The sequence below is a fragment of the Serratia rubidaea genome, from assembly GCF_016026735.1.
Classification (GTDB): Bacteria; Pseudomonadota; Gammaproteobacteria; order Enterobacterales; family Enterobacteriaceae; genus Serratia_B; species Serratia_B rubidaea.
Genome location: NZ_CP065640.1, coordinates 3,340,174 through 3,362,765, shown reverse-complemented (window position 1 = coordinate 3,362,765; position 22,592 = coordinate 3,340,174). Strand labels below are relative to the sequence as shown.

At 65.7% G+C, this 22,592-nt stretch carries 21 protein-coding genes and 1 pseudogene; 9 read left to right on the top strand and 13 right to left on the bottom strand.

What is annotated here, in order from left to right:
• The first annotated feature begins 18 nt into the window (after positions 1-18).
• Genes I6G83_RS15700 through I6G83_RS15690 form a run of 3 tightly spaced genes read left to right on the top strand, consistent with a single transcriptional unit; the run spans position 19 to position 4,066 of the window.
• Complete coding sequence (locus tag I6G83_RS15700) at positions 19-492, top strand: (2Fe-2S)-binding protein (RefSeq protein ID WP_054306325.1); 474 nt, start codon at positions 19-21, stop codon at positions 490-492.
• Positions 492-2,744, top strand: a complete 2,253-nt coding sequence (locus tag I6G83_RS15695; RefSeq protein ID WP_054306326.1) for a xanthine dehydrogenase family protein molybdopterin-binding subunit — start codon at positions 492-494, stop codon at positions 2,742-2,744. The genes I6G83_RS15700 and I6G83_RS15695 overlap by 1 nt, the downstream gene beginning before the upstream one ends.
• A gap of 23 nt (positions 2,745-2,767) precedes the next feature.
• A complete protein-coding gene (locus I6G83_RS15690; protein ID WP_054306327.1) occupies positions 2,768-4,066 on the top strand; it encodes a c-type cytochrome in 1,299 nt (432 codons plus the stop codon).
• A gap of 33 nt (positions 4,067-4,099) precedes the next feature.
• Here the strand turns inward: I6G83_RS15690 and hpxK are convergent, their stop codons facing one another.
• The 7 genes from hpxK to hpxU form a co-directional block, all read right to left on the bottom strand.
• On the bottom strand, positions 4,100-5,362 hold the full coding sequence (gene hpxK / locus I6G83_RS15685; RefSeq protein WP_054306328.1) for an allantoate amidohydrolase: 1,263 nt from the start codon (positions 5,360-5,362) through the stop codon (positions 4,100-4,102).
• Positions 5,359-6,600 (bottom strand): pyridoxal-phosphate-dependent aminotransferase family protein, encoded by a 1,242-nt coding sequence (locus I6G83_RS15680; RefSeq protein ID WP_054306329.1) that lies wholly within the window; start codon positions 6,598-6,600, stop codon positions 5,359-5,361. Before I6G83_RS15680 ends, hpxK begins: the two co-directional genes overlap by 4 nt.
• 15 nt (positions 6,601-6,615) lie before the next feature.
• A complete protein-coding gene (locus tag I6G83_RS15675; RefSeq protein WP_054306330.1) occupies positions 6,616-7,353 on the bottom strand; it encodes an amino acid ABC transporter ATP-binding protein in 738 nt (245 codons plus the stop codon).
• Positions 7,334-7,990, bottom strand: coding sequence for an amino acid ABC transporter permease (locus tag I6G83_RS15670; protein WP_161805787.1), 657 nt, complete (start codon positions 7,988-7,990; stop codon positions 7,334-7,336). The genes I6G83_RS15675 and I6G83_RS15670 overlap by 20 nt, the downstream gene beginning before the upstream one ends.
• On the bottom strand, positions 7,990-8,655 hold the full coding sequence (locus tag I6G83_RS15665; RefSeq protein WP_054306332.1) for an amino acid ABC transporter permease: 666 nt from the start codon (positions 8,653-8,655) through the stop codon (positions 7,990-7,992). Before I6G83_RS15665 ends, I6G83_RS15670 begins: the two co-directional genes overlap by 1 nt.
• Positions 8,656-8,666: 11 nt before the next feature.
• Positions 8,667-9,452, bottom strand: a complete 786-nt coding sequence (locus I6G83_RS15660) for a transporter substrate-binding domain-containing protein (protein WP_015671855.1) — start codon at positions 9,450-9,452, stop codon at positions 8,667-8,669.
• 236 nt (positions 9,453-9,688) lie between these two features.
• Positions 9,689-10,528, bottom strand: coding sequence for a MurR/RpiR family transcriptional regulator HpxU (gene hpxU / locus I6G83_RS15655; protein WP_015671854.1), 840 nt, complete (start codon positions 10,526-10,528; stop codon positions 9,689-9,691).
• A gap of 154 nt (positions 10,529-10,682) precedes the next feature.
• Here hpxU and hpxW point away from each other — a divergent pair, with 154 nt between their 5' ends.
• The 4 genes from hpxW to hpxZ are packed head-to-tail and all read left to right on the top strand — an operon-like array spanning position 10,683 to position 14,242.
• On the top strand, positions 10,683-12,266 hold the full coding sequence (gene hpxW / locus I6G83_RS15650; RefSeq protein ID WP_062778985.1) for an oxamate amidohydrolase: 1,584 nt from the start codon (positions 10,683-10,685) through the stop codon (positions 12,264-12,266).
• A 10-nt stretch (positions 12,267-12,276) separates the two neighbouring features.
• On the top strand, positions 12,277-12,465 hold the full coding sequence (gene hpxX, locus I6G83_RS15645) for an oxalurate catabolism protein HpxX (RefSeq protein ID WP_054307931.1): 189 nt from the start codon (positions 12,277-12,279) through the stop codon (positions 12,463-12,465).
• On the top strand, positions 12,462-13,859 hold the full coding sequence (locus I6G83_RS15640) for an AtzE family amidohydrolase (protein WP_054307930.1): 1,398 nt from the start codon (positions 12,462-12,464) through the stop codon (positions 13,857-13,859). The genes hpxX and I6G83_RS15640 overlap by 4 nt, the downstream gene beginning before the upstream one ends.
• Complete coding sequence (gene hpxZ / locus I6G83_RS15635) at positions 13,856-14,242, top strand: oxalurate catabolism protein HpxZ (protein WP_099050042.1); 387 nt, start codon at positions 13,856-13,858, stop codon at positions 14,240-14,242. The genes I6G83_RS15640 and hpxZ overlap by 4 nt, the downstream gene beginning before the upstream one ends.
• Before the next feature lie 374 nt (positions 14,243-14,616).
• Here hpxZ and puuE read toward each other — a convergent pair whose 3' ends face one another.
• From puuE to I6G83_RS15620, 3 genes and pseudogenes are all read right to left on the bottom strand, one after another.
• Positions 14,617-15,519, bottom strand: a complete 903-nt coding sequence (puuE, locus tag I6G83_RS15630) for an allantoinase PuuE (RefSeq protein ID WP_371851005.1) — start codon at positions 15,517-15,519, stop codon at positions 14,617-14,619.
• Positions 15,437-16,334: pseudogene (locus tag I6G83_RS15625) on the bottom strand (aspartate/glutamate racemase family protein). Before I6G83_RS15625 ends, puuE begins: the two are co-directional and overlap by 83 nt.
• Positions 16,334-17,050, bottom strand: coding sequence for a GntR family transcriptional regulator (locus I6G83_RS15620; RefSeq protein WP_054307826.1), 717 nt, complete (start codon positions 17,048-17,050; stop codon positions 16,334-16,336). The pseudogene I6G83_RS15625 and the gene I6G83_RS15620 overlap by 1 nt, the downstream one beginning before the upstream one ends.
• A gap of 142 nt (positions 17,051-17,192) precedes the next feature.
• Between I6G83_RS15620 and I6G83_RS15615 the strand changes: the two genes are divergently transcribed.
• Positions 17,193-18,662 (top strand): NCS1 family nucleobase:cation symporter-1, encoded by a 1,470-nt coding sequence (locus I6G83_RS15615; RefSeq protein WP_054307825.1) that lies wholly within the window; start codon positions 17,193-17,195, stop codon positions 18,660-18,662.
• Between the two features lie 219 nt (positions 18,663-18,881).
• On the opposite strand, the gene uraH is transcribed toward I6G83_RS15615, so the two are convergent.
• Genes uraH through I6G83_RS15600 form a run of 3 tightly spaced genes read right to left on the bottom strand, consistent with a single transcriptional unit; the run spans position 18,882 to position 21,071 of the window.
• Positions 18,882-19,214, bottom strand: a complete 333-nt coding sequence (gene uraH / locus I6G83_RS15610) for a hydroxyisourate hydrolase (protein ID WP_054307846.1) — start codon at positions 19,212-19,214, stop codon at positions 18,882-18,884.
• Positions 19,211-19,711, bottom strand: a complete 501-nt coding sequence (uraD, locus tag I6G83_RS15605; protein ID WP_054307847.1) for a 2-oxo-4-hydroxy-4-carboxy-5-ureidoimidazoline decarboxylase — start codon at positions 19,709-19,711, stop codon at positions 19,211-19,213. The genes uraH and uraD overlap by 4 nt, the downstream gene beginning before the upstream one ends.
• A complete protein-coding gene (locus tag I6G83_RS15600) occupies positions 19,689-21,071 on the bottom strand; it encodes a nucleobase:cation symporter-2 family protein (RefSeq protein ID WP_054307848.1) in 1,383 nt (460 codons plus the stop codon). The genes uraD and I6G83_RS15600 overlap by 23 nt, the downstream gene beginning before the upstream one ends.
• Positions 21,072-21,418: 347 nt before the next feature.
• On the opposite strand from I6G83_RS15600, the gene hpxO reads away from it, so the two are divergent.
• Positions 21,419-22,573 (top strand): FAD-dependent urate hydroxylase HpxO, encoded by a 1,155-nt coding sequence (gene hpxO / locus I6G83_RS15595; protein ID WP_054307849.1) that lies wholly within the window; start codon positions 21,419-21,421, stop codon positions 22,571-22,573.
• The last annotated feature ends 19 nt before the right edge of the window (positions 22,574-22,592 follow it).

Sequence of the window (22,592 nt, the reverse complement as noted above, 5' to 3'; positions counted from 1 at the left end):
TGACCAGGAAAATACCCAATGAACATCCAAATTAACGGACGGATGGTACCGCTCGACGACAGTCTCCGAGATACTCCCCTGCTTTATATCCTGCGCAACGATCTGGCGCTGAACGGCCCGAAATACGGCTGCGGCCTCGGCGAATGCGGCGCCTGCACCGTACTGATTGACGGCGTCGCCGCCCGCTCCTGCTCCGTCAATGCCGCCAGCGTCGTCGGTAAATCAGTTACCACGCTGGAAGGCATCGGCGACGCCGAGCATCTGCACCCGGTACAGCAAGGCTTTATTGATGAACAGGCGGCCCAGTGCGGTTACTGCACCAACGGCATGATCATGACGCTGGTGGCGCTGTTTGAACGCGATCCGCAGGCCGACGAGCAGGCCATCAAGCAGGAGCTGGCGTTCAACCTCTGCCGCTGCGGCACCCATATTGAGATCCTGCGGGCGGCGCAGCGCGCCAAACAGATTGTGGCCGAGCGGGGTAACGCGTGATGAACAGCCTTGAAATAACCCGCCGCCGTTTACTGCAGGCCGGCGGGCTGGTGATGGTCAGCAGCCTGTTGCCCCTGTCCTTCGACGCCCTGGCGGCCGCGCCGGCCGGACGCCCGGCCTCGCCGCCGCCGGACCGCGTCGACAGTTTTATTGCGCTGTCCGCCGACGGCCAGGTCACCGCCTTTAACGGCCACGTCGATCTCGGCACCGGGGTGAAAACCGCCCTCAGCCAACTCGTCGCCGACGAGCTGGACGTCGATCTGGCCGCCGTCACCATGATCCTCGGCGACACCCGCCGCACGCCGAATCAGGGGCCGACCATCGCCAGCGCCACCATTCAGGTCACCTCGATACCGCTGCGTCAGGCGGCGGCGCAGGTGCGTCAGCATCTGCTGCAGCTGGCGGCGCGGGCGTTCAACCTGCCGGAGAGCCGGCTGGCAACCGAAAACGGCTATGTGTTTGAGCGCGCCAACCGCGCACGTCGTCTGAGCTACGGCGAACTGGCGCGCGGCCAGGATCTGCATCTGCCGCTGGACAGCGCGGCGCTGCTGAAGACGCCGGCCCAAAGCCGCTATGTCGGCCGGCCCGTAGCGCGCGTGGATATCCCCGCCAAGGTCACCGGCGGTCTGAGCTACGTCCACGACGTGCGCGTGCCGGGCATGCTGCACGGCCGGGTGATCCGCCCGCCCTATGCCGGCGCCGACAGCAGCGCGCCGCTCGGCAAGGCGCTGGTGGCCGTGGACGCCGCCTCCATCGCCCATCTGCCGGGCATCGTCAAACTGGTGGTGATTAACGATTTTATCGGCGTAGTCGCCGAGCGCGAAGAGCAGGCGATCGCGGCGATGAACCAGCTACAGGTCACCTGGCGCGACTGGCAGGGGCTGCCCGATCTGGCCGCCGGGCTGCACGATACGCTGGTGGCGCACCCGAAGCAGGACCGCATGCTGCAGGACGACGCCGAGATCGAACAGATTATCAGCGCGCTGCCCACACCGGTTAACGCCGATTACCTGTGGCCTTTCCATCTGCACGCCTCCATCGGCCCTTCTTGCGCGGTCGCCGACGTACGCGACGGCCAGGCGGAGATCTGGTCAGGCAGCCAGAACCCGCACGACCTGCGCAAAGACATCGCCAAACTGCTGGATCTGACGGAAGAGCAGGTGCATATCCAGCGGTTGGACGCCTCCGGCTGCTATGGCCGTAACGGCGCCGACGACGTGTGCGCCGACGCCGCGCTGCTGTCGCAGGCGGTGGGCAAACCGGTGCGGGTGCAGCTGATGCGCGAACAGGAAAACGGCTGGGAGCCGAAAGGCACCGCCCAGCTTATCCGGGTGCGCGGCGGGCTGGACGCCGCCCGTCAGGTGGCCGCCTATGATTTTAAAACCTGCTACCCCTCCAACAACGCCGTGACGCTGGCGCTGGTGCTGAGCGGCAAGGTCGCCAATCAGGCCGACGTGCAGCAGATGGGCGATCGCACCGCCATCCCGCAGTATCGCTACCCGCATATGCGCGTCGTGGCGCAGGACGCCGCGCCGATCGTGCGCGCCTCCTGGATGCGCGGCGTGTCGGCGCTGCCGAACGTGTTCGCCCATGAATCCTGGATCGACGAACTGGCCTATCTGGCGGACGACGATCCCATCGCCTATCGCCTGCGCTACCTCGACGATCCGCGCGCGCTGACGCTGATCGAAGCGCTGAAAAAGCAGGCCGGCTGGCGGCCCGGGCGCGCGCACCGTCATCTGGCGCCCGCCTCGCAGGAGTGGGTCAGCGGCCGCGGCTTTGCCTACGCCCGCTATTTTCACAGTAAATTCCCCGGCTTCGGCGCCGCCTGGGCCGCCTGGGTATGCGACTTAGTGGTCAGCCGCCGCACCGGGCAGATAAAAGTGAAGAAGGTGTTTGTCGCCCATGACTGCGGCCGCATCGTCAACCCGGCCGGGGTGCGCCATCAGGTGCACGGCAACGTGATCCAGTCCACCAGCCGCGCGATCAAGGAGTTCGCCACCTTTGACGGCGCGGGCACCACCTCGCTGGAATGGGGCGGCTACCCGATCCTGCGTTTTGACGAGCTGCCGGACGTCGATGTGCAGCTGCTGGATAACCCCGATCAGCCGCCGATGGGCGCCGGCGAATCCGCCTCGGTGCCCAGCGCCGCCGCCATCGGCAACGCGCTGTTTGACGCGCTGGGCGTCCGCCTGCGGGAAGTGCCGTTCACCCCTGAACGCATTCTGCAGGCCTTAACCTCCGCTCACTGACGCCCGACGGCAAGGAAACCACCATGAAGAGTAACCGTAAAAAAATTCTCGGCTGGAGCGCCGCGGCGGTCGCCGTCGCCCTGATCGGCGCCGGCATCGCCAGCTGGCAGCCGGCCATCGCCCCGCTGAACGAGGCGGACCACCAGACCTTCAGCGCCGAGCAGATCGCCCGCGGCGCCAAACTGGCCGCCCTCGGCGACTGCGCGGTTTGTCATACCCACCCCGGCGGCGTGCGCAACACCGGCGGTCTGGCGATGGAGATCCCGTTCGGCACCATCTATTCCACCAATATCACGCCCGACCGCGAAACCGGCATCGGCGGCTGGAGCTACCCGGCCTTTGAACGCGCCATGCGGCACGGCGTCGATCGCGAAGGTCACTACCTGTACCCGGCGTTCCCTTACACCTCCTTCACCCGCACCAGCGATGAGGATCTGCAGGCGCTGTACGCCTGGCTGATGTCGCAGCCGCCGGTGCGCTACCAGCCGCCGAAAACGGATCTGAACTTCCCGTTCAATATCCGTCAGGGGATCGCCGCCTGGAACTGGCTGGCGCTGCGGCCCGGCGCCATGCAGCCCGATCCGGCGCACGACGCGGTCTGGAACCGCGGCGCCTACCTGACCGAAGGGTTAGGCCACTGCAGCGCCTGCCACTCACCGCGCAATATCCTGTTTGCCGAACAGGGCGGCAAGGCGCACCTGTCCGGCGGCGTTGCCGAAGGCTGGAGCGCGCCGGCGCTGACCGCGCACTCCAACGCGCCGATTAGCTGGAATTACGCCGATCTGCTGAGCTTTATGCGCAGCGGCTACGTCGCTAACCACGGCGTGGCCGCCGGTCCGATGGGGCCGGTGGTGAATGAGGGGCTGTCACAGCTGCCGGAGGACGATCTGCGGGCGATGGCCGTCTATCTGGCCTCGTTCAACCCGCCGCAGCCGGACGACGAGGCGGCCGCGCTGAAACAGCGGCTGCTACAGCGCGAAACGCAGGCGAAAACGCTGGCTTCGGAAGGCGCGCGCCTCTATTCCGGCGCCTGCATGGCCTGCCATGCGCAGTCGGAAGGGGCGCAGCTGGCCGGGGTGCGTCCGGCGCTGGCGCTCAACAGCAATCTGAACGACGCCAGCCCCGACAACGCCATCCGCGTGGTGCTGAACGGCATCGCCGTCCCCGCCACGCCGGCGCTCGGCACCATGCCGCCGTTCGCCAACCACCTCAGCGACCGGCAAATCGCCGTGCTGCTGAACTACCTGCGCACCGAGCAGGCGGGCAAAGCCGCCTGGCCGGATCTGCAACAACGCGTCACCGCGCTGCGCAGCGCGCAGTAAGCCGCCGTTCCCGGCCCGCTGCGGGCCGGGACGTTACTCGCCCTGCGCCAGATCCGTCACCACCTGACGGTAGGCGGCAATCGCCAGCGCCACATCCTGCGTCGTCACCGCTTCCGCCGGGTGATGGCTGACGCCCCCCTTGCAGCGTACAAACAGCATGCCGACCGGCCAGCGTTCCGCCATGGCGATGGCGTCATGCCCCGCGCCGCTCGGCAGCGACAGCGACCGTCCCTGCACCTGCTGCACCGCCCGCTCCAGCGCCGTCTGCAGCCGCGCGTCGCACGGCGTGGCGCCGATGTGGTAATACTCCTGCGCGTCAAACTGCAGCCGACGCCGCCCGGCGATCGCCTCGGCCTCGGCCAGCAGCGTCTGCAGCAGCGCCGCCAGCGGCGCATCCTGCGGCCCGCGAATATCCAGCGACAGCCTGACCTCGCCGGGGATAACGTTCACCGCGCCGGGCGCGCACTGCACGTCGCCGACCGTGGCCACCAGGTTGCCGCCCTGCCGGCCGGCGGTGCGCTCGACAAACACCATCCACTCGGCGGCGGCGGCCAACGCGTCTTTACGGTGCTGCATCGGCACCGTACCCGCATGGCCGGCCTCGCCGGTAAAGCGGCAGTTGAGGCGGCGCGCGCCGTTGATCGCCTGCACCACCCCCAGCGCCAGCCCCGCCTGCTCCAGACAGGGGCCTTGTTCAATATGCAGCTCCAGATAGGCGGCAATCTCATCGGCGGCGCGCGCCGCCTGATGGATCTGCGCCGGGTCCAGCCCGGCGTCGCGCATCGCCTGCGCCACGCTGATGCCCTGCGCGTCGGTCTGCGCCAGCCACACCTGCGGCCAACTGCCGGTCAGGCCGCGGCTGCCGAGCAGCGTAATGCCGAAACGCGTGCCCTCTTCATCGCCAAAGCCGACCACCTCCAGCGCCAACGGCAGACGACGCCCCTGCTGCTGCAGCGCCTGCACCACTTCGATCGCCGTCAGCACCCCCAGCATGCCGTCGTAGCGCCCGGCGTTACGCACCGTGTCCAGGTGCGAACCGAGCAGCAGCGCCGGCGCGCCGGGCCGTTCGCCCTCGTAGCGCCCGCAGATATTGCCGACCGCATCCTGCCGCACCTGCATGCCCGCCTCCGCCATCCAGCTGCCCACCAGCCGGTTGGCCTGCAGATGCTGCGGCGACAGGTAGACGCGCGTCAGGCCGTCCGGCGTTTCGCTGAGCGCCGCCAGCTGGTCGGCGCGCGCCATAACGCGGGCGGCAGCCTGCTCGCTCGCCGCCTGCGGACTTAGCGTTTCACTCATGCCGCATCCCCGCTGCCGTAGTGATCCCACGCCGCCTGCAGCGCCGCGCCCTGAGTGGTGGCGAACTTCAGGTGGTTCAGCACCGACTCCAGCGCGCTCAGGGTGGTCATCACGCAGTCTTTACGCGCGTTATAGCCCATGGTGCCAATGCGCCACACCTTGCCGTGCAGCGGCCCGAAGGAGGTGCCGATCTCGATGCCGAAGTCGTTAAGCAGCAGCTGACGCACCCGGTCGCCGTCAATCCCCGTCGGGATCACCACCCCCAGCACGTTATTCATCTTGTGGCGCAGGTCGCCGAAGGTCTCCAGCCCCATCGCCTGTACCCCCTTCAGCAGCGCATCGCCGTGCAGCTTGTGACGGGCGATGCCGTTATCCAGCCCCTCTTCCAGAATCAGGCGGGCGCACTCGCGGGCGGCAAACAGCGCCGAGGTGGCCTCGGTATGGTGGTTCAACCGCTCCGGCCCCCAGTAATCCATCACCATGCCCAGATCAAAGTAGTTGGAGTAGATCATCTCCTCCTCGCCGTCCTGATGCGCCGCGGTGCGGATCCCCGCCTCGACGCACTTACGGCGGCGGATCTCCTCCTCCATGCGCGCGCTGAGGGTGATCGGCGAGGTGCCGGACGGGCCGCCCAGGCATTTCTGCATCCCGGCCGACACCGCATCCAACCCCCAGGCGTCACACTCCAGCGCATTGCCCGCCAGCGACGCGGTGGCGTCGGTATAGAACAGCACGTCGTAGCGGCGGCAGATGGCCCCCAGCTCCGCCAGCGGCTGCAGCATGGTGGTGGAGGTATCGCCCTGCACCGTCAGCAGCAGGCGCGGCCGCACGCGTTTGATGGCGTCCTCAATCTGATCCGGCGTAAACACCTCGCCCCACGGCACCTCGATGGTGTGCACCTCGGCGCGGCAGCGGCGGGCGATTTCACACAGCAGATGGCCGAAACGGCCGAACACCGGCACCAGCACTTTATCGCCGGGACGGATGGCCGACACCAGCAGCGCTTCGATCCCGGCGCGCGAGGTGCCGTCGACCAGCATCGTCCAGCGGTTTTCGGTGCGGAACACGCCGCGGTACAGCGCCATCACCTCATTCATATAGTGGGTCATCGCCGGATCGTACTGGCCAATCAGCTGGCTCGCCATGGCGCGCAGCACGCGCGGGTCGGCGTTGATCGGTCCCGGCCCCATCAGCAGGCGTTGCGGCGGGTTGATTTGCGGATATTGAGCGGTAGCCATCGTGTTTTCCTTTGGTTAGTTAAGACCGCGTACGGAGGAGATGAACTGTTTAAGTTCAGGAGTCTGCGGGTTAGCGAACAGGCTGTTGCCGTCGCCCTGCTCCCAGACGCGCCCCTGATGCATAAACACCACGCGGTCGCCCACTTCGCGGGCAAAATTCATTTCATGGGTCACCAGAATCAGCGTCATGCCTTCGGCCGCCAGCTGCTCCAGCACTTTCAGCACCTCGCCGACCAGCTCCGGATCCAGCGCGGAGGTAATTTCATCGCACAGCAGCACCTTCGGCGACATCGCCAGCGCGCGGGCGATCGCCACCCGCTGCTGCTGGCCGCCGGACAGACTGGCGGGGGAGAAATCCAGGCGGTCGCCCAGCCCGACCTTTTCCAGCATGCGGACGGCCAGTTCGCGGCACTCCGCCGCGCTTTTTTTCAGCACCCGACGCGGCGCCAGCATCACGTTCTCCAGCGCCGTCATATGCGGAAACAGGTTGAAGCTCTGGAACACCATGCCCACCGAACGGCTGATTTCCCGCGCCTGCGCATCGCGGTCGGTAATGGTCATGCCGCCCAGTTTGATGCTGCCCTCCTGGTAGCCCTCCAGCCCGTTGATGCAGCGCAGCAGCGTGCTTTTGCCGGAGCCGCTGCGGCCGATAATCGACACCACTTCCCCCATGGCGATATCCAGATCGACGCCCTTGAGCACATGGTTGTCGCCGTAATACTTCTGCACCTGATTAATGGTGATGAGAGGCATTGAATTTATTCTCCAGATAGCGGCTGTAGCGCGACAGCGGGTAACACAAGACAAAGTAGCCCAGCGCCACCAGCGCAAAGACCTTGAACGGCTGATAGGTGACGTTGGTCAGCATGGTGCCGGCCTTGGTCAGCTCGACGAAGCCGATGATCGACGCCAGCGCCGTGCCCTTCACCACCTGCACGGCAAACCCCACCGTCGGCGCAATGGCGATGCGCAGCGCCTGCGGCGCCACCACCCGCCACAGCGTCTGGCCGAACGACAGGCCGAGACAGCGCGCGGCTTCCCACTGCCCCTTCGGCAGGGCGCGGATGCTGCCGTACCAGATATCCAGTAAAAACGCGCTGGTGTAAAACGTCAGCGCCAGCGACGCCGCCGCCCACGGCGATACGTCCACGCCGAACAGCGCGACGCCGAAGAACGCCAAAAACAGCTGCATCAGCAGCGGCGTGCCCTGAAACAGGGCGCTGTAGCCGCGGATCAGCATGCCGAGCCGGCGGCCGCCGTTCAGGCGCAGCAACAGCAGCGGCAGCGTCACCAGCGCGCCGCCGGCAAACGCCGTCAGCGACAGCAGCACCGTCCAGCGCCCGGCCAGCAGCAGGTTGCGCACAATATCCCAGTCGGTAAAAGAGGCCATCATGCCGTCACCCCCAGCCATTTACGCCCCGCCGCCATCATCAGCTGACGCATGGCGATGGACAGCAGCAGATAGATACCGGTTGTCACCAGATACACCTCAAAGCTGAGAAAGGTGCGCGACTGGATCAGGCTGGCGGCGAAGGTCAGCTCTTCATACGAGACCTGCGACACCACCGATGAGCCCAGCATCACGATAATGCACTGGCTGACCAGCGCCGGATAAATACGCTGCAGCGCCGGCGGCAGCACCACCCGCATAAAGGTCTGGCTGCGGCTCAGCCCCAGCACGCGCCCGGCCTCCCACTGCCCTTTCGCCGTCACCTGAATGCCGGCGCGGATAATCTCCGTGCTGTAAGCCCCCAGATTGACCACCATCGCCAGCAGCGCCGCCTCGCCCGCCGTCATTTTTAGCCCCAGATTGGGCAGGCCGAAGACGATAAAGAACAGCTGCACCACAAACGGCGTATTGCGGATCAGCTCGACATAGGCGCCCCACAGGCGGCTCAGCCAGCCCGGTCGCCCGCTGCGGATCGCCGCGCCGACGATGCCGAGCGCCAGCCCGCCGCAGGTCGCCAGCAGCGTCAGCTGCACGGTGACCCACAGCCCCGCCAGCAGCTCCGGCCAATACGGCCAGAGCGCGGAAAAATCCAGTTGTTGCGTCATGGCTGCGCGCCTTACAGCGCGAGGCTGGCTGGCAGCGGCGCTTTCAGCCACTTCTCGGACAGGGCGTTCAGCGTGCCGTCCTTGATGCCCTGTTCAATCAGCGCGTCAACCCTGGCCTTCAGCGCCGCTTCGCCCTTTCTCAGGCCGATAAAACAGGGCGAGTCTTTCAGCATAAAGCTCGCCACCGGCGCTTTGGCCGCGTTCTGCCGGCTGATGGCCGCCACCACCAGGTTGCCGGTGGCGACATACTGCACCTGGCCGGACAGATACGCCGACAGCGTGGTGTTATTGTCTTCGTAGCGCTTAATCTGCGCCGCCGCCGGTGCAATGGCGCTCAGCACCATGTCCTCCACCGCGCCGCGCGTCACGCCGACGCTGTGGCCGGCCAGCGCGGCCGCATCGCTCAGCGGCGCCGTTTTCGGCCCGAACACCCCGAGGAAGAACGGCGCATAGGCGCGGCTGAAGTCCATCACCTTTTCCCGCTCGGCATTTTTACCAAGGCTGGAAATCACCAGGTCGACCTTATCGGTCTGCAGATAAGGCACCCGGTTGGCGCTGCTGACCGGCACCAGCTGCAACTTCAGTTTCATCTGCTGCGCCAGATAGCGCGCCATATCGATGTCATAGCCCTGCGGTTGCAAATCGGTGCCCACCGAGCCGAACGGCGGAAAATCCTGCGGCACCGCAATGCGGATGACGCCGCGCTGCTCAATGCGCTGCCACTGGTCGGCCTGCGCCGCAGTCATGTTGGCCAACAGGCAGACGACGCCGGCCAGTGCGATGATGATTCTTCTCATTAGCGTTTCCCCGTAAAATTAGCATGAAACAAAAGGTTCCATAAAACCAATTCTGCAACTAATGTGCCAAATACGGGCGGCGCAACGCCGACGCCGCAAAGAAACGACGTCCGGGAAGTAACCGGCTGATTTTCAGTAAATCGGTAATGTTATGGCGACGCGGCGGCGGCGACCGGTGCATCAGTCGTGCACCGGACGCGCACCAAAACAAGGCAAAGCACCATTCTGGCGCCCCGTCAGCGCTGTTCCAGCTCGTCCAACTGCTGGTAAAGGGTGGCGATGTGATGGATGCGCGGCCGCCCGCTGTCCAGCAGCTGATGCAGCAGCGCGTTGGCCAGCAGATTAATCAGGCTGTTGGCCGCGGCGTAGCTGTCATAGGCGGAGACGCTGTCCAGCGGCGCGCACAGCTGCCAGCGCGCCAGCGGAAACAGCGCCTGCGCCTGCGGCTCGCACAGCAGCAGCACCGGCACGCCGTCCGCCTGCAGTTGCTGCAGCAGCGGGCGCACAATGCGCGGACGGCGACGGAACGCCACCATCACCACCAGATCCTCCGCCGAGGCGTCCACCAGCTCTTCGCTCAGGCTCTGTCCCGGCTGCGGCAGCAGCAGCACCTGTCCGCGCGCCTGCAGCAGCTGCTGACGCAGGTGCAAGGCGACGGGATAGGCATTGCGCATACCGATAATAATGATGCGCCGCGCGTTCGCCAGGCCGTCGATCGCCGCGGCAAACTGCTGCGCATCGATGGCGTTGACCCACTGGGTCAGGTTGGCCATTTCCTGCTTATAGTGACGCGCCAGCAGCGTGTTGCCCTGCACCGCATCGCGGTTGTCGGTCAGCGGCATGCCGCTCTGGCGCAGGGTGCGCAGCTCGTCGCGCATGTCTTTGTATTTGTCGTAGCCGAGCCGCTTGAACAGCCGGCTGACCGTCGCCTTCGACACCCCGCTCAGCCGCGCCAGCTCCGCGCTGTTATAGCTGATCAGGTCGTTGAAATGGTCGAAGATAAAATCCGCCACCCGCTGTTCCTGCGGCGACAGCGCGGCATACTGCGCCTTCAGGCGTTCATCAAGCTGTTGCATTACGGCCCCTGTAACTTTCGTTTCACCGGACTATAGCGTCAAACCCCGTCATCGTGCACACCGGCAGGCAAAAAATTTCGCGGACGCTGCCCGTCGGCAGATTTGGAACAACTTTTGCAACCTCGTCGGCAGGCGATAACCACGAGGACGATCCATGCAGAGTAATGTAGCGACCCACGGGATGGCGGTCACGCCGCACCACCTGGCCAGCCAGAGCGCGCTGGCGGTACTGCGGGAAGGCGGCAGCGCCATCGAAGCGATGGTGGCCGCCGCCGCCACCGTCGCGGTGGTCTACCCGCATATGAACGGTCTGGGGGGCGACGGTTTCTGGCTGATCGTGCCGCCGGACGGTGAACCGCTGGCCATTGACGCCAGCGGCGCGGCCGGCGCGCTCGCCACGCCGGCGGCCTATGCCGACCTGACGCAGATCCCGCACCGCGGCCCGCGTGCGGCGCTGACCGTCGCCGGCACCGTCAGCGGTTGGGATGAGGCGCTGCGCGTCTCCGCCGAGCTGTGCGGGCGTGCGCTGCCGCTGCCGCGCCTGCTGGCGGACGCCATCGACTACGCCGAAACGGGCATTCCCGTCACCGCCTCGCAGGCCGCCGCCAGCGCGGCCAAATACGCCGAACTGTGCGACCTGCCGGGCTTTGCCGCCGCCTTTCTGCCGGACGGCGCGCCGCCGCAGGCCGGCAGCCGTTTCTGCCAGCCGGCGCTGGCGGCTACCCTGCGGCAGCTGGCGCAGGAGGGGCTGGACAGTTTTTATCGCGGCCCGCTGGCCAAACGGCTGGCGGCCGGCATGGCGCAGCTGGACATGCCCGTCACGCTGGCGGATTTACAGCGGCACCGCGCGCGTCGCACCGTACCGCTGCGGCTGCAGCACCGGCAGGGCGACGTCTGGAATCTGGCGCCGCCGACCCAGGGGCTGGCGTCGCTGGCGATCCTCGGCATCAGCGATCGGCTGGCGATGGCCGAGGCGGACGAGACGGAAACGGTGCACCGGCTGGTGGAGGCGACCAAACTGGCCTTTGGCCTGCGCGATGCGCATATCACCGACCCCGCCTGTCTGGCAGGCGACAGCCAGGCGCTGCTCGAACCGGCGGCGCTGCAGGCGCTGGCGGCGCGGGTGGATGAACGACGCGCTGCGCCGTGGGGCGCGGGCAAAGGTCCGGGCGATACGGTGTGGATGGGCGTGATCGACAACAGCGGCCTCGCCGTCTCATTTATTCAGAGCATCTATCATGAATTTGGCAGCGGCGTGGTGCTGCCGGACAGCGGCATCGTCTGGCAGAACCGCGGCGCCGCCTTCAGTCTGGATCCGGCGCATCTGCTGGCGCTGGCGCCGGGCAAACAGCCGTTCCACACCCTCAACCCCGCCGCCGCGCGCCTGCACGACGGCCGCGTGATGGTGTACGGCTCGATGGGCGGCGACGGCCAGCCGCAGACCCAGGCGGCCCTGTTCACCCGCTACGTGCTGCAAAACGCGCCGCTGCAGGAGAGCATCAGCCGCCCGCGCTGGCTGCTGGGGCGCACCTGGGGGCAAAGCTCGGAGTCGCTCAAACTGGAGGGCCGCTTTGCCCCGGAAACTATCGCACGCCTGCGTGCGCTGGGCCATGAGGTGGAAGTCCTGGCCGACTTCACCGAAGCCATGGGACACGCCGGCGCAATTGTCCGCCACCCTGACGGCCTGCTGGAAGGGGCGTTTGACCCGCGCAGCAACGGCAGCGCCGCCGGTTTTTAAGGAGAACAGCATGACCCATTTACCCCCGGACTGGCGCGCCTACCTCGCCCAGATGGAACAGATTCTGGCGCTGGAGCTGGACGACGCCCGGCGTGCCGAACTGCAGCGACAGTTTATCCGCATCGCCGCGCTGGCGGAGCCGCTGATGGCGTTTCCGCTGGATGAGCGGCTGGAAGTGGCAGGAGTGTATCAGGCATGAAATTACATCAGTTAAGCATCCGCGATATCCAGCGGGCGCTCGGCAACGGCGAACTCAGCGCCCAGGAGATCGCCCGCAGCACGCTGGATGAGATCGCCCGCGTCAACCCGCAGATCAACGCCTGGACCGCGATCACCGAGCAGCGAATGCTGGCGGAAGCGGCGCAGATCGATACGCTGCGACGGCAACGCCAGCCGCTGCCGCCGCTGGCGGGCGTACCCTACGCGGTGAAAAACCTGTTTGACGTGGCCGGACACACCACGCTGGCCGGCGCGCAGCTGTTCAGCGAGCGTCCGCCGGCCGCCGCCGACAGCTGGGCGGTGCGTCAGCTGCAGCAGGCCGGCGGCCTGCTGTCCGGCATGCTGAATATGGATGCCTACGCCTACGGCTTCACCACCGAGAACAGCCACTACGGCGCCACCCGCAATCCGCACGATCTGCAGCGTATTGCCGGCGGCTCCTCCGGCGGCTCTGCGGCGGCGGTCGCCGCCGGTACGGTGCACTTTTCTCTCGGTTCCGACACCAACGGCTCCATCCGCGTGCCGGCGTCGCTGTGCGGCATTTTCGGCCTGAAGCCGACCTTCGGCCGGCTGTCGCGCGCGGGCACCCAGCCGTTTGTCGCCAGCCTCGACCACATCGGCCCCTTTGCCCGCCGCTGCGGCGATCTGGCGACGGTGTACGACGCGCTGCAGGGCAGCGATCCGCAGGACGCCTTCCAGGCGGATCGCCCCGCCCAGCTGACCGCCATGCAGCTGCCGCGCGGCATGGAGGGCCTGCGCTGCGCGGTGCTCGGCGGCTATTTCACCACCTGGTGCGATGACGACGCCCGCGCCGCGCTGCAGCGCGCCGCCCGGGCGCTGGAGGCGCAGGAGGAGCTGATATTCCCCGAGGCCGAGCTGGCCCGCTCCGCAGCCTTTATTCTCAGCGCCTCCGAGGGCGGCAACCAGTATCTGCCCGCCCTGCGGCGCGAACCGGCGCGTTTTGAGCCGCACTCGCGCGAGCGCCTGCTGGCCGGCGCGATGATCCCCGCCGCCTGGTACGTACAGGCGCAGCGCTTCCGCCGCCATGCGCAGCAGCAGTTTCTGGCGCTGTTCCGCCATACCGACGTGCTGCTGGCGCCGGCGACGCCGTGCAGCGCAACGCCGATCGGCGCGCAGGAGATGGAGATTAACGGCCAGCCGCTGCCGATACGCGCCAGTATGGGCATGCTGACGCAGCCGATATCGTTTCTCGGGCTGCCGGTGGCGACCGCGCCGCTGCGCACCGCCGCCGGACGCCCGATCGGTCTGCAACTGATTGCCGCGCCGTTTAACGAACAGGCCTGCCTGCGCGCCGCCGCCGCGCTGGAACAGATGGGCATTACGGTGGCCGACGCCGCGGAGGTGGCAGCATGATCGCTCCCCAAGAGATTAACCATCCCCTGACGCTGGCCGAAGTGACCGCCGCGTTTGACCGCTACGAACAGGCGCTGGTCAGCAACGATATCGCCGTGCTGGATGAGCTGTTCTGGCACAGCGAACGCACGGTGCGGCTGGGGGCCGGCGAGAACCTGTACGGCATCGGCGACATCCGCGCCTTTCGCGCGGCGCGTCCCGCCGCCGGGCTGGCGCGCCGGCTGCAGAATACCCGGATCGTCACCTTCGGTGAGGATTACGCCGTCTGCAGCACCGAGTTCACCCGTGACGGCAGCACGCGCATCGGCCGTCAGCAGCAGACCTGGGTGCGCTTCCCCTGCGGCTGGCGGATCGTCGCGGCGCAGGTGAGCCTGATGGAATAACGGGGAAACCTGTCGGTAAAATTTGATGGGAATTTATGCAAGATCGGTGTAAATCGAATTGCCGTAAACGATCGGCGCTTCTCTGTCACGATAATGAACGGCAATTGCAGGGGCCGTAGGCGCGGCCCCTGCACCCGCGCCCGCGCTTAGGCACGTTCTGCCCGCTACGCGGGTACCCTCTCTGCGTCACCGTCGCCGGGCGGGTCGGCTCTACAGGCATCCCTGCCTGTGCCGCCTCAACCGGACATCCCTGTCCGGTTGCCCCTGGCTCAGGTTCCTTGTTCGGCAGCCCGTGATGCGCGCTAAAGGTCAACACCCGAATCTGTATTTACCGGGAAAATCAGCTACGGCGTTGACATTCGTCATCCCCGGCTTTACCTCCCCTGCCAAGGATGCACCCGCCGCCAGTGGTCGGCGATCTGCTGCCGGGTGCAGACCCACACCCGGTCGTGCTGCTGGATATAATCCAGAAAATGCTGCAGCGCGCGGAAACGCCCCGGACGCCCCAGCAGGCGGCAGTGCATGCCGATCGACATCATCTTCGGCGCGCTCTCCCCCTCGGCATACAGCACGTCGAAACTGTCGCGCAGATAGGTGTAAAACTGCTCGGCGGTGTTAAAGCCCTGCGCGGTGGCAAAGCGCATATCGTTGGCGTCCAGCGTATACGGCACGATCAGGTGCGGCTTGCGCTCGCCGTCGCCGCACGTCACCTCGGTCCAGAACGGCAGATCGTCGCCGTAATAGTCGCTGTCGTAATCAAAGCCGCCGTGCTCCGCCACCAGCCGGCGGGTATTGGGGCTGTCGCGGCCGGTATACCAGCCGGTGGGCGCTTTGCCGAACAGCTCGGTCAATACCTGCACCGCCTGCTGCAGATGACGCCGCTCCTCGTCGATCGCCATATCCTGATAGTGGATCCAGCGCCAGCCGTGGCTGACCACGTCGTAGTCGGCGGCCTTGATCGCCGCGACAATCTCCGGGTTGCGCGCCAGCGCCATCGCCACGCCGAACACGCTGAGCGGCAGCCCGCGGCGGCTAAACTCCTGATGAATGCGCCAGAACCCGGCGCGGCTGCCGTACTCATACAGCGAATCCATCGACATATGGCGGTCCGGGTAGCTGGCGGCGCCGATAATATCGGACAGGAACTGCTCGGAACCCGCGTCGCCGTGCAGCACGTGGTTTTCCGCCCCCTCTTCAAAGTTCAGCACAAACTGAACGGCGATACGCGCCTCTCCCGGCCAGGCGGCATGCGGCGGCCGGCCGGCGTAGCCGCGCATCTCGCGCGGGTAGTCCGGGTTAATGGTGTCTGGCTGTTGATCCATACGCTGACCTGGTGCCTCCTGAGTAATTAACATGGATATAAGGACTGAAATTTTCCGCTGAGCGCCTTGCGCTCCGGCCAGGCCAGATCGCCGTGCTTGCTGGTCGACAGCCCCAGCGCCGCCAGCGATTCGACCATTTTCACCGCCGCGCCGACGCCGTCGATCACCGGTATGCGCAGCTCCTGCGTCAGCTCCCGCGCCAGGCTGGCCATGCCGCCGCAGCCCAGCACAATCGCGCCGCTGCCGTCCTGCCGCATCGCCTGGATGCAGCGTTCACGCACCATTTGCTGCGCCCGCCCGCTGCCGTCCTCCAGCGCCAGTACCGGCAGGTCGATGGCGTGCAGCGCGGCGCAGTGCTCGCTAAAGCCGTACTGGCGCAGCAGATGGCGGGCGATAATCAGCGTGCGCGGCAGCGTGGTGACGATGGAAAAGCGCGTAGCCACCAGCGTCGCCATATGCATCGCGGCCTCGGCAATGCCGATCACCGGCGCCTGCGCCAGTTCGCGCGCCGCCAGCAGGCCGGGGTCGCCGAAACAGGCGATCACGTGCCCATCAACGCCCTGCTCGCGGCCGGCCCGCACCTGCTCCAGCACCCCGATGGCGGCGACCGCCTCATCAAAATGGCCCTCAATCGACGGCACGCCCTCCGCCGGGCATACCGCCAGAATCTCGCTGCCCGGCGCCGCCGCGGCGCGGGCGGCCGCGCCAATGGTTTCGGTCATGCCGGGATCGGTATTGGGATTGATCACTTGTATACGAACGGCGGACATTATTGCTCCTTATCGGCGGCAAACAGCCGGGCAAAATCGGGGTGGCCAAGCTCCTCACGCTCGAAGCGCAGGCTGGCGACAATATGGGAAAAATGTTGTTCGATGGCGGCGCTCAGCGCCGGCAGATCCCGCTGCCGCAGCAGTGCGATCAGCCGCTCATGATCGTGGCAGCGGCAGCCCTGCCGCCACGGCGCGCCCCAGACGGCGATCGCCAGCGAGGAGCGCTGGCACAGCCGGGTCACCATCTCGGTCAGCACGCTATTGCCGGAGATGGCCTGCAGCTGAATATGGAACGCGGCGGAAAGCCGGATCGCCGCCGGGCCGTCATGCGCCTCGTGCGCCTGCTGCTCGTCGCGGATAATCGTCTCCAGCGCCGCCAGATGCGGCGGCTGGCAGCGCGCCAGCACCTCCGGCAGGTTCGCCACCTCCAGCAGGGTGCGGGTGCGGAAAATATCCTGCGCCTCCTCCGCCGTCGGGCTGGCGACGTATGCACCGCGCTTGGGCGTCAGCTGCACCATCTGCACCACGGCGAGCCGCTGCAGCGCCCTGCGGATACCGGTGCGGCTGACGCCGAACACCTCGGACAGCGCCTCTTCCGGCAGTTTGCTGCCCGGCGGCAGCTGATGTTCGACGATGGCGCTCAGCAGCGCCTGATAGATGGATTCATCCTTGTCAGGCCGGCCGGACGCCGTTTCCAGGCGGTTTTCGCTTTTCATCACCTCACTCCCAATTAACTCTTGCGCATCAAATCGTATACATAAAAATAATTTTTTGTATACAAATTTGCACATTCTGGCCTGGATCCTGCTTCAGCCTGTCTATCCCCGCGACAGGGTTTTCATCAGAGGAGCAGGTTTCATGCCAAACAGACAAACTACGCGTCAGGCGTACAGCCCGCGGCTGTGCAATGAGGATCTGGCGCCAACCCGCGATCAGAACTGGAGCTGGTACAATATCTTTTCATTCTGGATGTCGGACGTGCACAGCATGGGCGGCTACGTGATCGCCGCCAGCTTCTTTACCCTCGGGCTGGCCAGCTGGCAGGTGCTGCTGTGTCTGCTGGCGGGCATCGGCATCGTCCAGCTGTGCGCCAACCTGGTGGCGAAGCCCAGCCAGATGGCGGGCGTACCCTACGCGGTAATCTGCCGCCAGGCGTTCGGCGTGTTCGGCGCCAATATCCCGGCGGTGATCCGCGGGCTGATCGCCTTTGCCTGGTACGGCATTCAGACCTATCTGGCGGCCAACGCGCTGATGCTGGTGGCGCTGAAGTTCTGGCCGTCGCTGGCGGCGCTGACCGCCGGCTCGCTGCTCGGCCTCTCTTACCTCGGCTGGATCTGCTTTGCGCTGATGTGGCTGCTGCAGGCGATGGTGTTCTGGCACGGCATGAACGCCATCAAGCGCTTTATTGATATTGCCGGCCCGGCGGTGTACGTGGTGATGCTGGCGCTGGCGGGCTGGATTGTGTACCAGACCGGCCCGGACGGCATCTCCTTTACCCTGGCCAGCAAATCCCTGAGTACCGGTGAACAGGCGTGGCAGATGATCACCGCCACCGCGCTGGTGGTCTCCTACTTCTCCGGCCCGCTGCTCAACTTCGGCGACTTCTCGCGCTACGCGAAGAATATGAACGAAGTGCGCCGCGGCAACCGCTGGGGGCTGCCGTTCAACTTTGTGCTGTTTTCGCTGGTGACGGTGGTGATCGTCTCCGGTACCCAGTCGCTGTTCGGCCATATGATCACCGACCCGATTGAAACGGTCAGCCGCGTCGGCAACGACCTGGCGGTGGCGATCGGCCTGCTGACCATGATTACCGCCACCATCGGCATCAATATCGTGGCCAACTTCGTCTCGCCGGCGTTCGACTTCTCCAACTGCGCGCCGCAGAAAATCAGCTTCCGCACCGGCGGCATGATTGCCGCAGTCGGCTCGGTGCTGCTGACCCCGTGGAACCTGTTTAACTCGCCGGAGCTGATCCACTACACGCTGGACGTGCTGGGCGCATTTGTCGGCCCGCTGTTCGGCATTCTGCTGGCGGATTTCTATCTGATTAAACGCCAGCAGCTGTCGGTGGACGATCTGTTCAATGACACGCCGGCGGGTAAATACTGGTATCGCCACGGCTTTAACCCGAAGGCCATCGCCGCCCTGCTGCCCTCCGTCGCCGTCGGCGTTACGATCAGCTTTATTCCAGCGCTGCATGCGGTGGCCAACTTCAGCTGGTTTATCGGCGTGGCGCTGGGGGCGCTGGCCTACCGCTGGCTGGCGCGCGATGAGCAGCAGGCCGCCGCGCCGCGCTTCAGCGCCAAGGCGCTGCTGCCGAAGGAGTAAGGAGTACGCCAGAACGTCAAAAGGCCGCTTACGCGGCCTCAGACTGCTGACAAAGCCTGTTATTAGGGAGAGCGTGGCGATGGGGTCGTAGCGGCGTAAGCCGCCGAAGTGCCCCTCGTTACGCTAGGCCCGAGTATCTCGGACTCTCAGGCCACTTTGTCATCAACTTCAAGGCCGCTTGCGCGGCCTTTTTTTATCTGTCCATTTTATTGCTGACGCTCAGCTGCCGCGGTAGGTCGACCAACCGCCGGGGGCGATTAAAAACGGCAGGTGGTAGTGCTGTTCCTCGCTGAGCTGCAGCTCAATCTGCGCGTGCACATAGGGCGTTTCGCGCCCGGCGGCGTTAAACCAGGCGCCGATCTCCGCCGTCAGACGATAGCGCCCCGCCGGCAGCGCCGCCGGGGTAAACGCGCCGATGCGGCCGTTGGCGTCGGTATGGCAGCTCGCCAGCGGTTGATAGTCGCCCTGTTGATAGCGCGCCAGATGCACGGCGACGCCGGCGGCCGGACGGCCGGTAGAAATATCCAGAATATGGCTGCTCAGATTGCTCATGCGCCGATCGCTCCTTCCAGTCTGAGTAAGGTAATTTCACGCAGCTGCGCCAGCGAAGCCTGCCGCTCCTGCGCCTCATCATTGTGCAGGCGCTGGCGCAGCGCCTGCAAAATCTCCGCGCCGCTGCGCCCTTTGGCACGGATCAGAAATACCCGACCAAAGCGCGCCTCATACTGCGCGTTGGCAGTGCGCAGCGCCTCGGCAAGCTGCGCGTCATCGCGGTCCACCGACGACTGCTCCTGCCGCGACAGCGCGGCATGCGTCTGGTTGCCCGCCGGCCGTTCACCGATGCGCGGGTGGGCGCTCATCGCCTGCTGCAGTTCGGCCTCGCCCCAGCGCTGCATCAGCGCCTGCGCCCGCGCCAGCAGCGCGGCGCGATCGGCATAGGGCCGCGTCTGCGCCAGCGCCGGCGCCCAGCTCGGGATCGCCACGCAGGGGCTGAGCAGCGCGATGGCCTCATCAAGCGGTAAACGGTTAAAGCGTTCGAGCGCGTTCATCGTGACTCCTGTTGCTAACGACTGCGTCATGTTTCTCTTCCGGCATAATCAGGTTAAGGATAATCGCCACCAGACCGCCGCTGGTGGCCGCCGAGCCGAACAGATTGCCGACCAGCGGTGGGAAATGGGTCAGAAACGCCGGCACCGCCTCAATGCCGAGGCCGATGCCGAACGCCAGCCCGACGATCAGCATGGTGCGCCGCGTCAGCGGGGTCTGGGTAATGATACGGATGCCGGCGGCAACCACGCAGCCGAACATCACCATCGTCGCCCCGCCCAGCACCGGCGTCGGGATCTGCCGCAGCAGTTCGCCAAACGGCGGGAACAGCCCCAGCAGGATCAGAATGACGCCCATATAGCGCCCGACATAGCGGCTGGCGACGCCGGTCATCTGAATCACGCCGTTGTTCTGCGCAAAAGTGGTGTTCGGAAAGGCGCACAGCATGGCGGCGATCATACAGCTCACGCCGTCGGCCAGAATGCCGCCTTTCAGCCGGGCGCGGAAAGCGGCGTTATCGATCGGCTGCTGCGAGATCAGACTGTTGGCCGTCAGATCGCCCACCGCCTCCAGAATACACACCAGCGACACCAGGGCAATCGGCAAAAAGATTGCGCTGTTAAACTGAAAGCCGAACGGGAACAGCGCCGGCAGCCGGAACCAGGTATCCCCCAGCGACACCGGGTGGAAGTTGCCGGTCAGCGCCGCCGCCAGGCAGCCCGCGGCGATGCCCACCACGATCGACGCCAGCCGCAGCCAACGGTTGCCGGCGCAGCTCAGCAGCACAATCACCCCCAGCGTCAGCCCGCCCAGGCCGATATTGCTGATGCTGCCGAAATCTTTCGCCCCTTCGCCGCCGCACCAGTTAATCACGCTCACCTTAATCAGGCTGATGCCGATCAGCGCGATCACGCTGCCGGTGATCACCGGGGTAAAGATTTTCTTCAGCGGCTCAATAAAGCGGCTGACGACCACCGGCACCAGCGCGGCGACAAAGTTGACGCCGAACAGCATGGCCATAATGTCCTCCGGCCCGCCGCCCTGCTGCTTCACCCACAGCCCGCCGGCCACCGACACGCCAAGAAAGGCGAAGCTGGTGCCCTGCATGCAGATCATACCGGCGCCGATGCCCCACAGCCGGTTAGACTGTAAAAAGGTGCCGATGCCGGAGGCCAGCAGCGACATGCTGATCAGGTAAGGCATCCACGGCCCCAGCCCCAGCGTGGCGCCGATCAGCAGCGGCGGCGTAATAATGCTCACCAGCCCGGCCAGCACGTGCTGCAACGCGCTAAAAAATGCCGGCAGCGGCGGAATGCGTTGTTCAAGACCATAAAGCAGCGTGCTGTTTTTCTCGTCTGACATGCCATTATTCCTCAGTAAATGCGCTTTTCCCTGAGGCGTGCACAAAACAGGCCAGATCGTCGCCGGCGCGGCGCATCAGGCGCAACAACACCAACTTTCCATTTATTATCAATTTATTAGCATCAACCCCGACCGATAACTCGCTTTTTCGCCGCCACTGAAACGTTGGGTTCACAAACCAACATCAAGAAACTAATGATTCATAAAAAGGCAAAGCGGTCGCCGGAATGCTGCTTTATGGTGCAACACCGCCGCGCCTGCGGCGCCAACACGCCGCCGTGGCGGCAAATGCCGATGTGGTACGCAAATTGCTCGGGCCTATGACCAGATCCCTACAGGAGAGCATAATGAAAGCATTGGTCATCGGCGCCGGCATCGGCGGACTCAGCGCGGCGGTCGCACTGAAACAGGCAGGTATTGAGTGTGAGGTTTTTGAAGCGGTGGAGGAGATCAAACCAGTGGGGGCGGCCATTTCCATCTGGCCCAACGGGGTGAAATGCATGCAGCATCTGGGCATGGGAGAGATTATGGAGACCTACGGCGGCCCGATGCGCTCGATGGCCTATCAGGAATACCGCAGCGGCGCGATTATGACGCGCTTTAGCCTGGCGCCGCTGATTGAACGCGTAGCCGGCCGCCCCTGCCCGGTGTCGCGCGCCGAACTGCAGCGGGAGATGCTGGATTTTTGGGGTCGCGACAGCGTGCAGTTCGGCAAACGCGTCACCGAGGCGCAGGAAGACGCCGACGGCGTGACCGTCAGCTTCAGCGACGGCACCACGGCGCGCGGCGACGTGCTGATTGCCGCCGACGGCAGCCGTTCAGCGCTGCGCCCGGCGGTGCTGGGCTATACGCCGGAGCGACGCTACGCCGGCTATGTCAACTGGAACGGCCTGGTGGAGATTGATGAAGCCATTGCGCCGGCCGACCAGTGGACGACCTTTGTCGGTGAGGGGAAGCGGGTATCGCTGATGCCGGTGGCCGACGGGCGCTTCTATTTCTTCTTTGACGTGCCGCTGCCGGCCGGGCTGGCGGAGGACCGCAGTACGCTGCGCGCCGATCTGCAGCGCTACTTCAGCGGCTGGGCGCCGCAGGTGCAGCGGCTGATCGCCGCGCTGGATCCGGCCACCACCAACCGCATTGAGATCCACGATATCGAGCCGTTCGAGCGGCTGACGCGCGGCAGAATCGCGCTGCTGGGGGATGCCGCCCACAGCACCACGCCGGATATCGGCCAGGGCGGCTGCGCCGCCATGGAAGACGCGGTAGTGCTGGGCGACGCGTTCCGCAGCCACGACGATATCGGTGCGGCGCTGCAGCAGTACGAGAGCCGGCGCTGTGAACGGGTGCGGGATCTGGTGCTCAAGGCACGCAAGCGCTGCGATATTACCCACGGCAAAGATATGGCGCTGACGCAGGCCTGGTATCAGGAGCTGCAGCAGGAGAGCGGCGAACACATTATCAACGGGCTGTGCGACACCATTCAGGGCGGCCCGCTCGGCTGAGTACCGCCTGCGCAGCCGC

Bases quoted from the DNA above. Each gene is read 5' to 3' on its own strand.
- I6G83_RS15700 (WP_054306325.1), top strand. From the start codon at position 19: ATGAACATCCAAATTAACGGACGGATGGTACCGCTCGACGACAGTCTC.
- I6G83_RS15695 (WP_054306326.1), top strand. From the start codon at position 492: ATGAACAGCCTTGAAATAACCCGCCGCCGTTTACTGCAGGCCGGCGGG.
- I6G83_RS15690 (WP_054306327.1), top strand. From the start codon at position 2,768: ATGAAGAGTAACCGTAAAAAAATTCTCGGCTGGAGCGCCGCGGCGGTC.
- hpxK (WP_054306328.1), bottom strand. From the start codon at position 5,362: ATGAGTGAAACGCTAAGTCCGCAGGCGGCGAGCGAGCAGGCTGCCGCC.
- I6G83_RS15680 (WP_054306329.1), bottom strand. From the start codon at position 6,600: ATGGCTACCGCTCAATATCCGCAAATCAACCCGCCGCAACGCCTGCTG.
- I6G83_RS15675 (WP_054306330.1), bottom strand. From the start codon at position 7,353: ATGCCTCTCATCACCATTAATCAGGTGCAGAAGTATTACGGCGACAAC.
- I6G83_RS15670 (WP_161805787.1), bottom strand. From the start codon at position 7,990: ATGGCCTCTTTTACCGACTGGGATATTGTGCGCAACCTGCTGCTGGCC.
- I6G83_RS15665 (WP_054306332.1), bottom strand. From the start codon at position 8,655: ATGACGCAACAACTGGATTTTTCCGCGCTCTGGCCGTATTGGCCGGAG.
- I6G83_RS15660 (WP_015671855.1), bottom strand. From the start codon at position 9,452: ATGAGAAGAATCATCATCGCACTGGCCGGCGTCGTCTGCCTGTTGGCC.
- hpxU (WP_015671854.1), bottom strand. From the start codon at position 10,528: ATGCAACAGCTTGATGAACGCCTGAAGGCGCAGTATGCCGCGCTGTCG.
- hpxW (WP_062778985.1), top strand. From the start codon at position 10,683: ATGCAGAGTAATGTAGCGACCCACGGGATGGCGGTCACGCCGCACCAC.
- hpxX (WP_054307931.1), top strand. From the start codon at position 12,277: ATGACCCATTTACCCCCGGACTGGCGCGCCTACCTCGCCCAGATGGAA.
- I6G83_RS15640 (WP_054307930.1), top strand. From the start codon at position 12,462: ATGAAATTACATCAGTTAAGCATCCGCGATATCCAGCGGGCGCTCGGC.
- hpxZ (WP_099050042.1), top strand. From the start codon at position 13,856: ATGATCGCTCCCCAAGAGATTAACCATCCCCTGACGCTGGCCGAAGTG.
- puuE (WP_371851005.1), bottom strand. From the start codon at position 15,519: ATGCGCGGCTACGCCGGCCGGCCGCCGCATGCCGCCTGGCCGGGAGAG.
- I6G83_RS15620 (WP_054307826.1), bottom strand. From the start codon at position 17,050: ATGAAAAGCGAAAACCGCCTGGAAACGGCGTCCGGCCGGCCTGACAAG.
- I6G83_RS15615 (WP_054307825.1), top strand. From the start codon at position 17,193: ATGCCAAACAGACAAACTACGCGTCAGGCGTACAGCCCGCGGCTGTGC.
- uraH (WP_054307846.1), bottom strand. From the start codon at position 19,214: ATGAGCAATCTGAGCAGCCATATTCTGGATATTTCTACCGGCCGTCCG.
- uraD (WP_054307847.1), bottom strand. From the start codon at position 19,711: ATGAACGCGCTCGAACGCTTTAACCGTTTACCGCTTGATGAGGCCATC.
- I6G83_RS15600 (WP_054307848.1), bottom strand. From the start codon at position 21,071: ATGTCAGACGAGAAAAACAGCACGCTGCTTTATGGTCTTGAACAACGC.
- hpxO (WP_054307849.1), top strand. From the start codon at position 21,419: ATGAAAGCATTGGTCATCGGCGCCGGCATCGGCGGACTCAGCGCGGCG.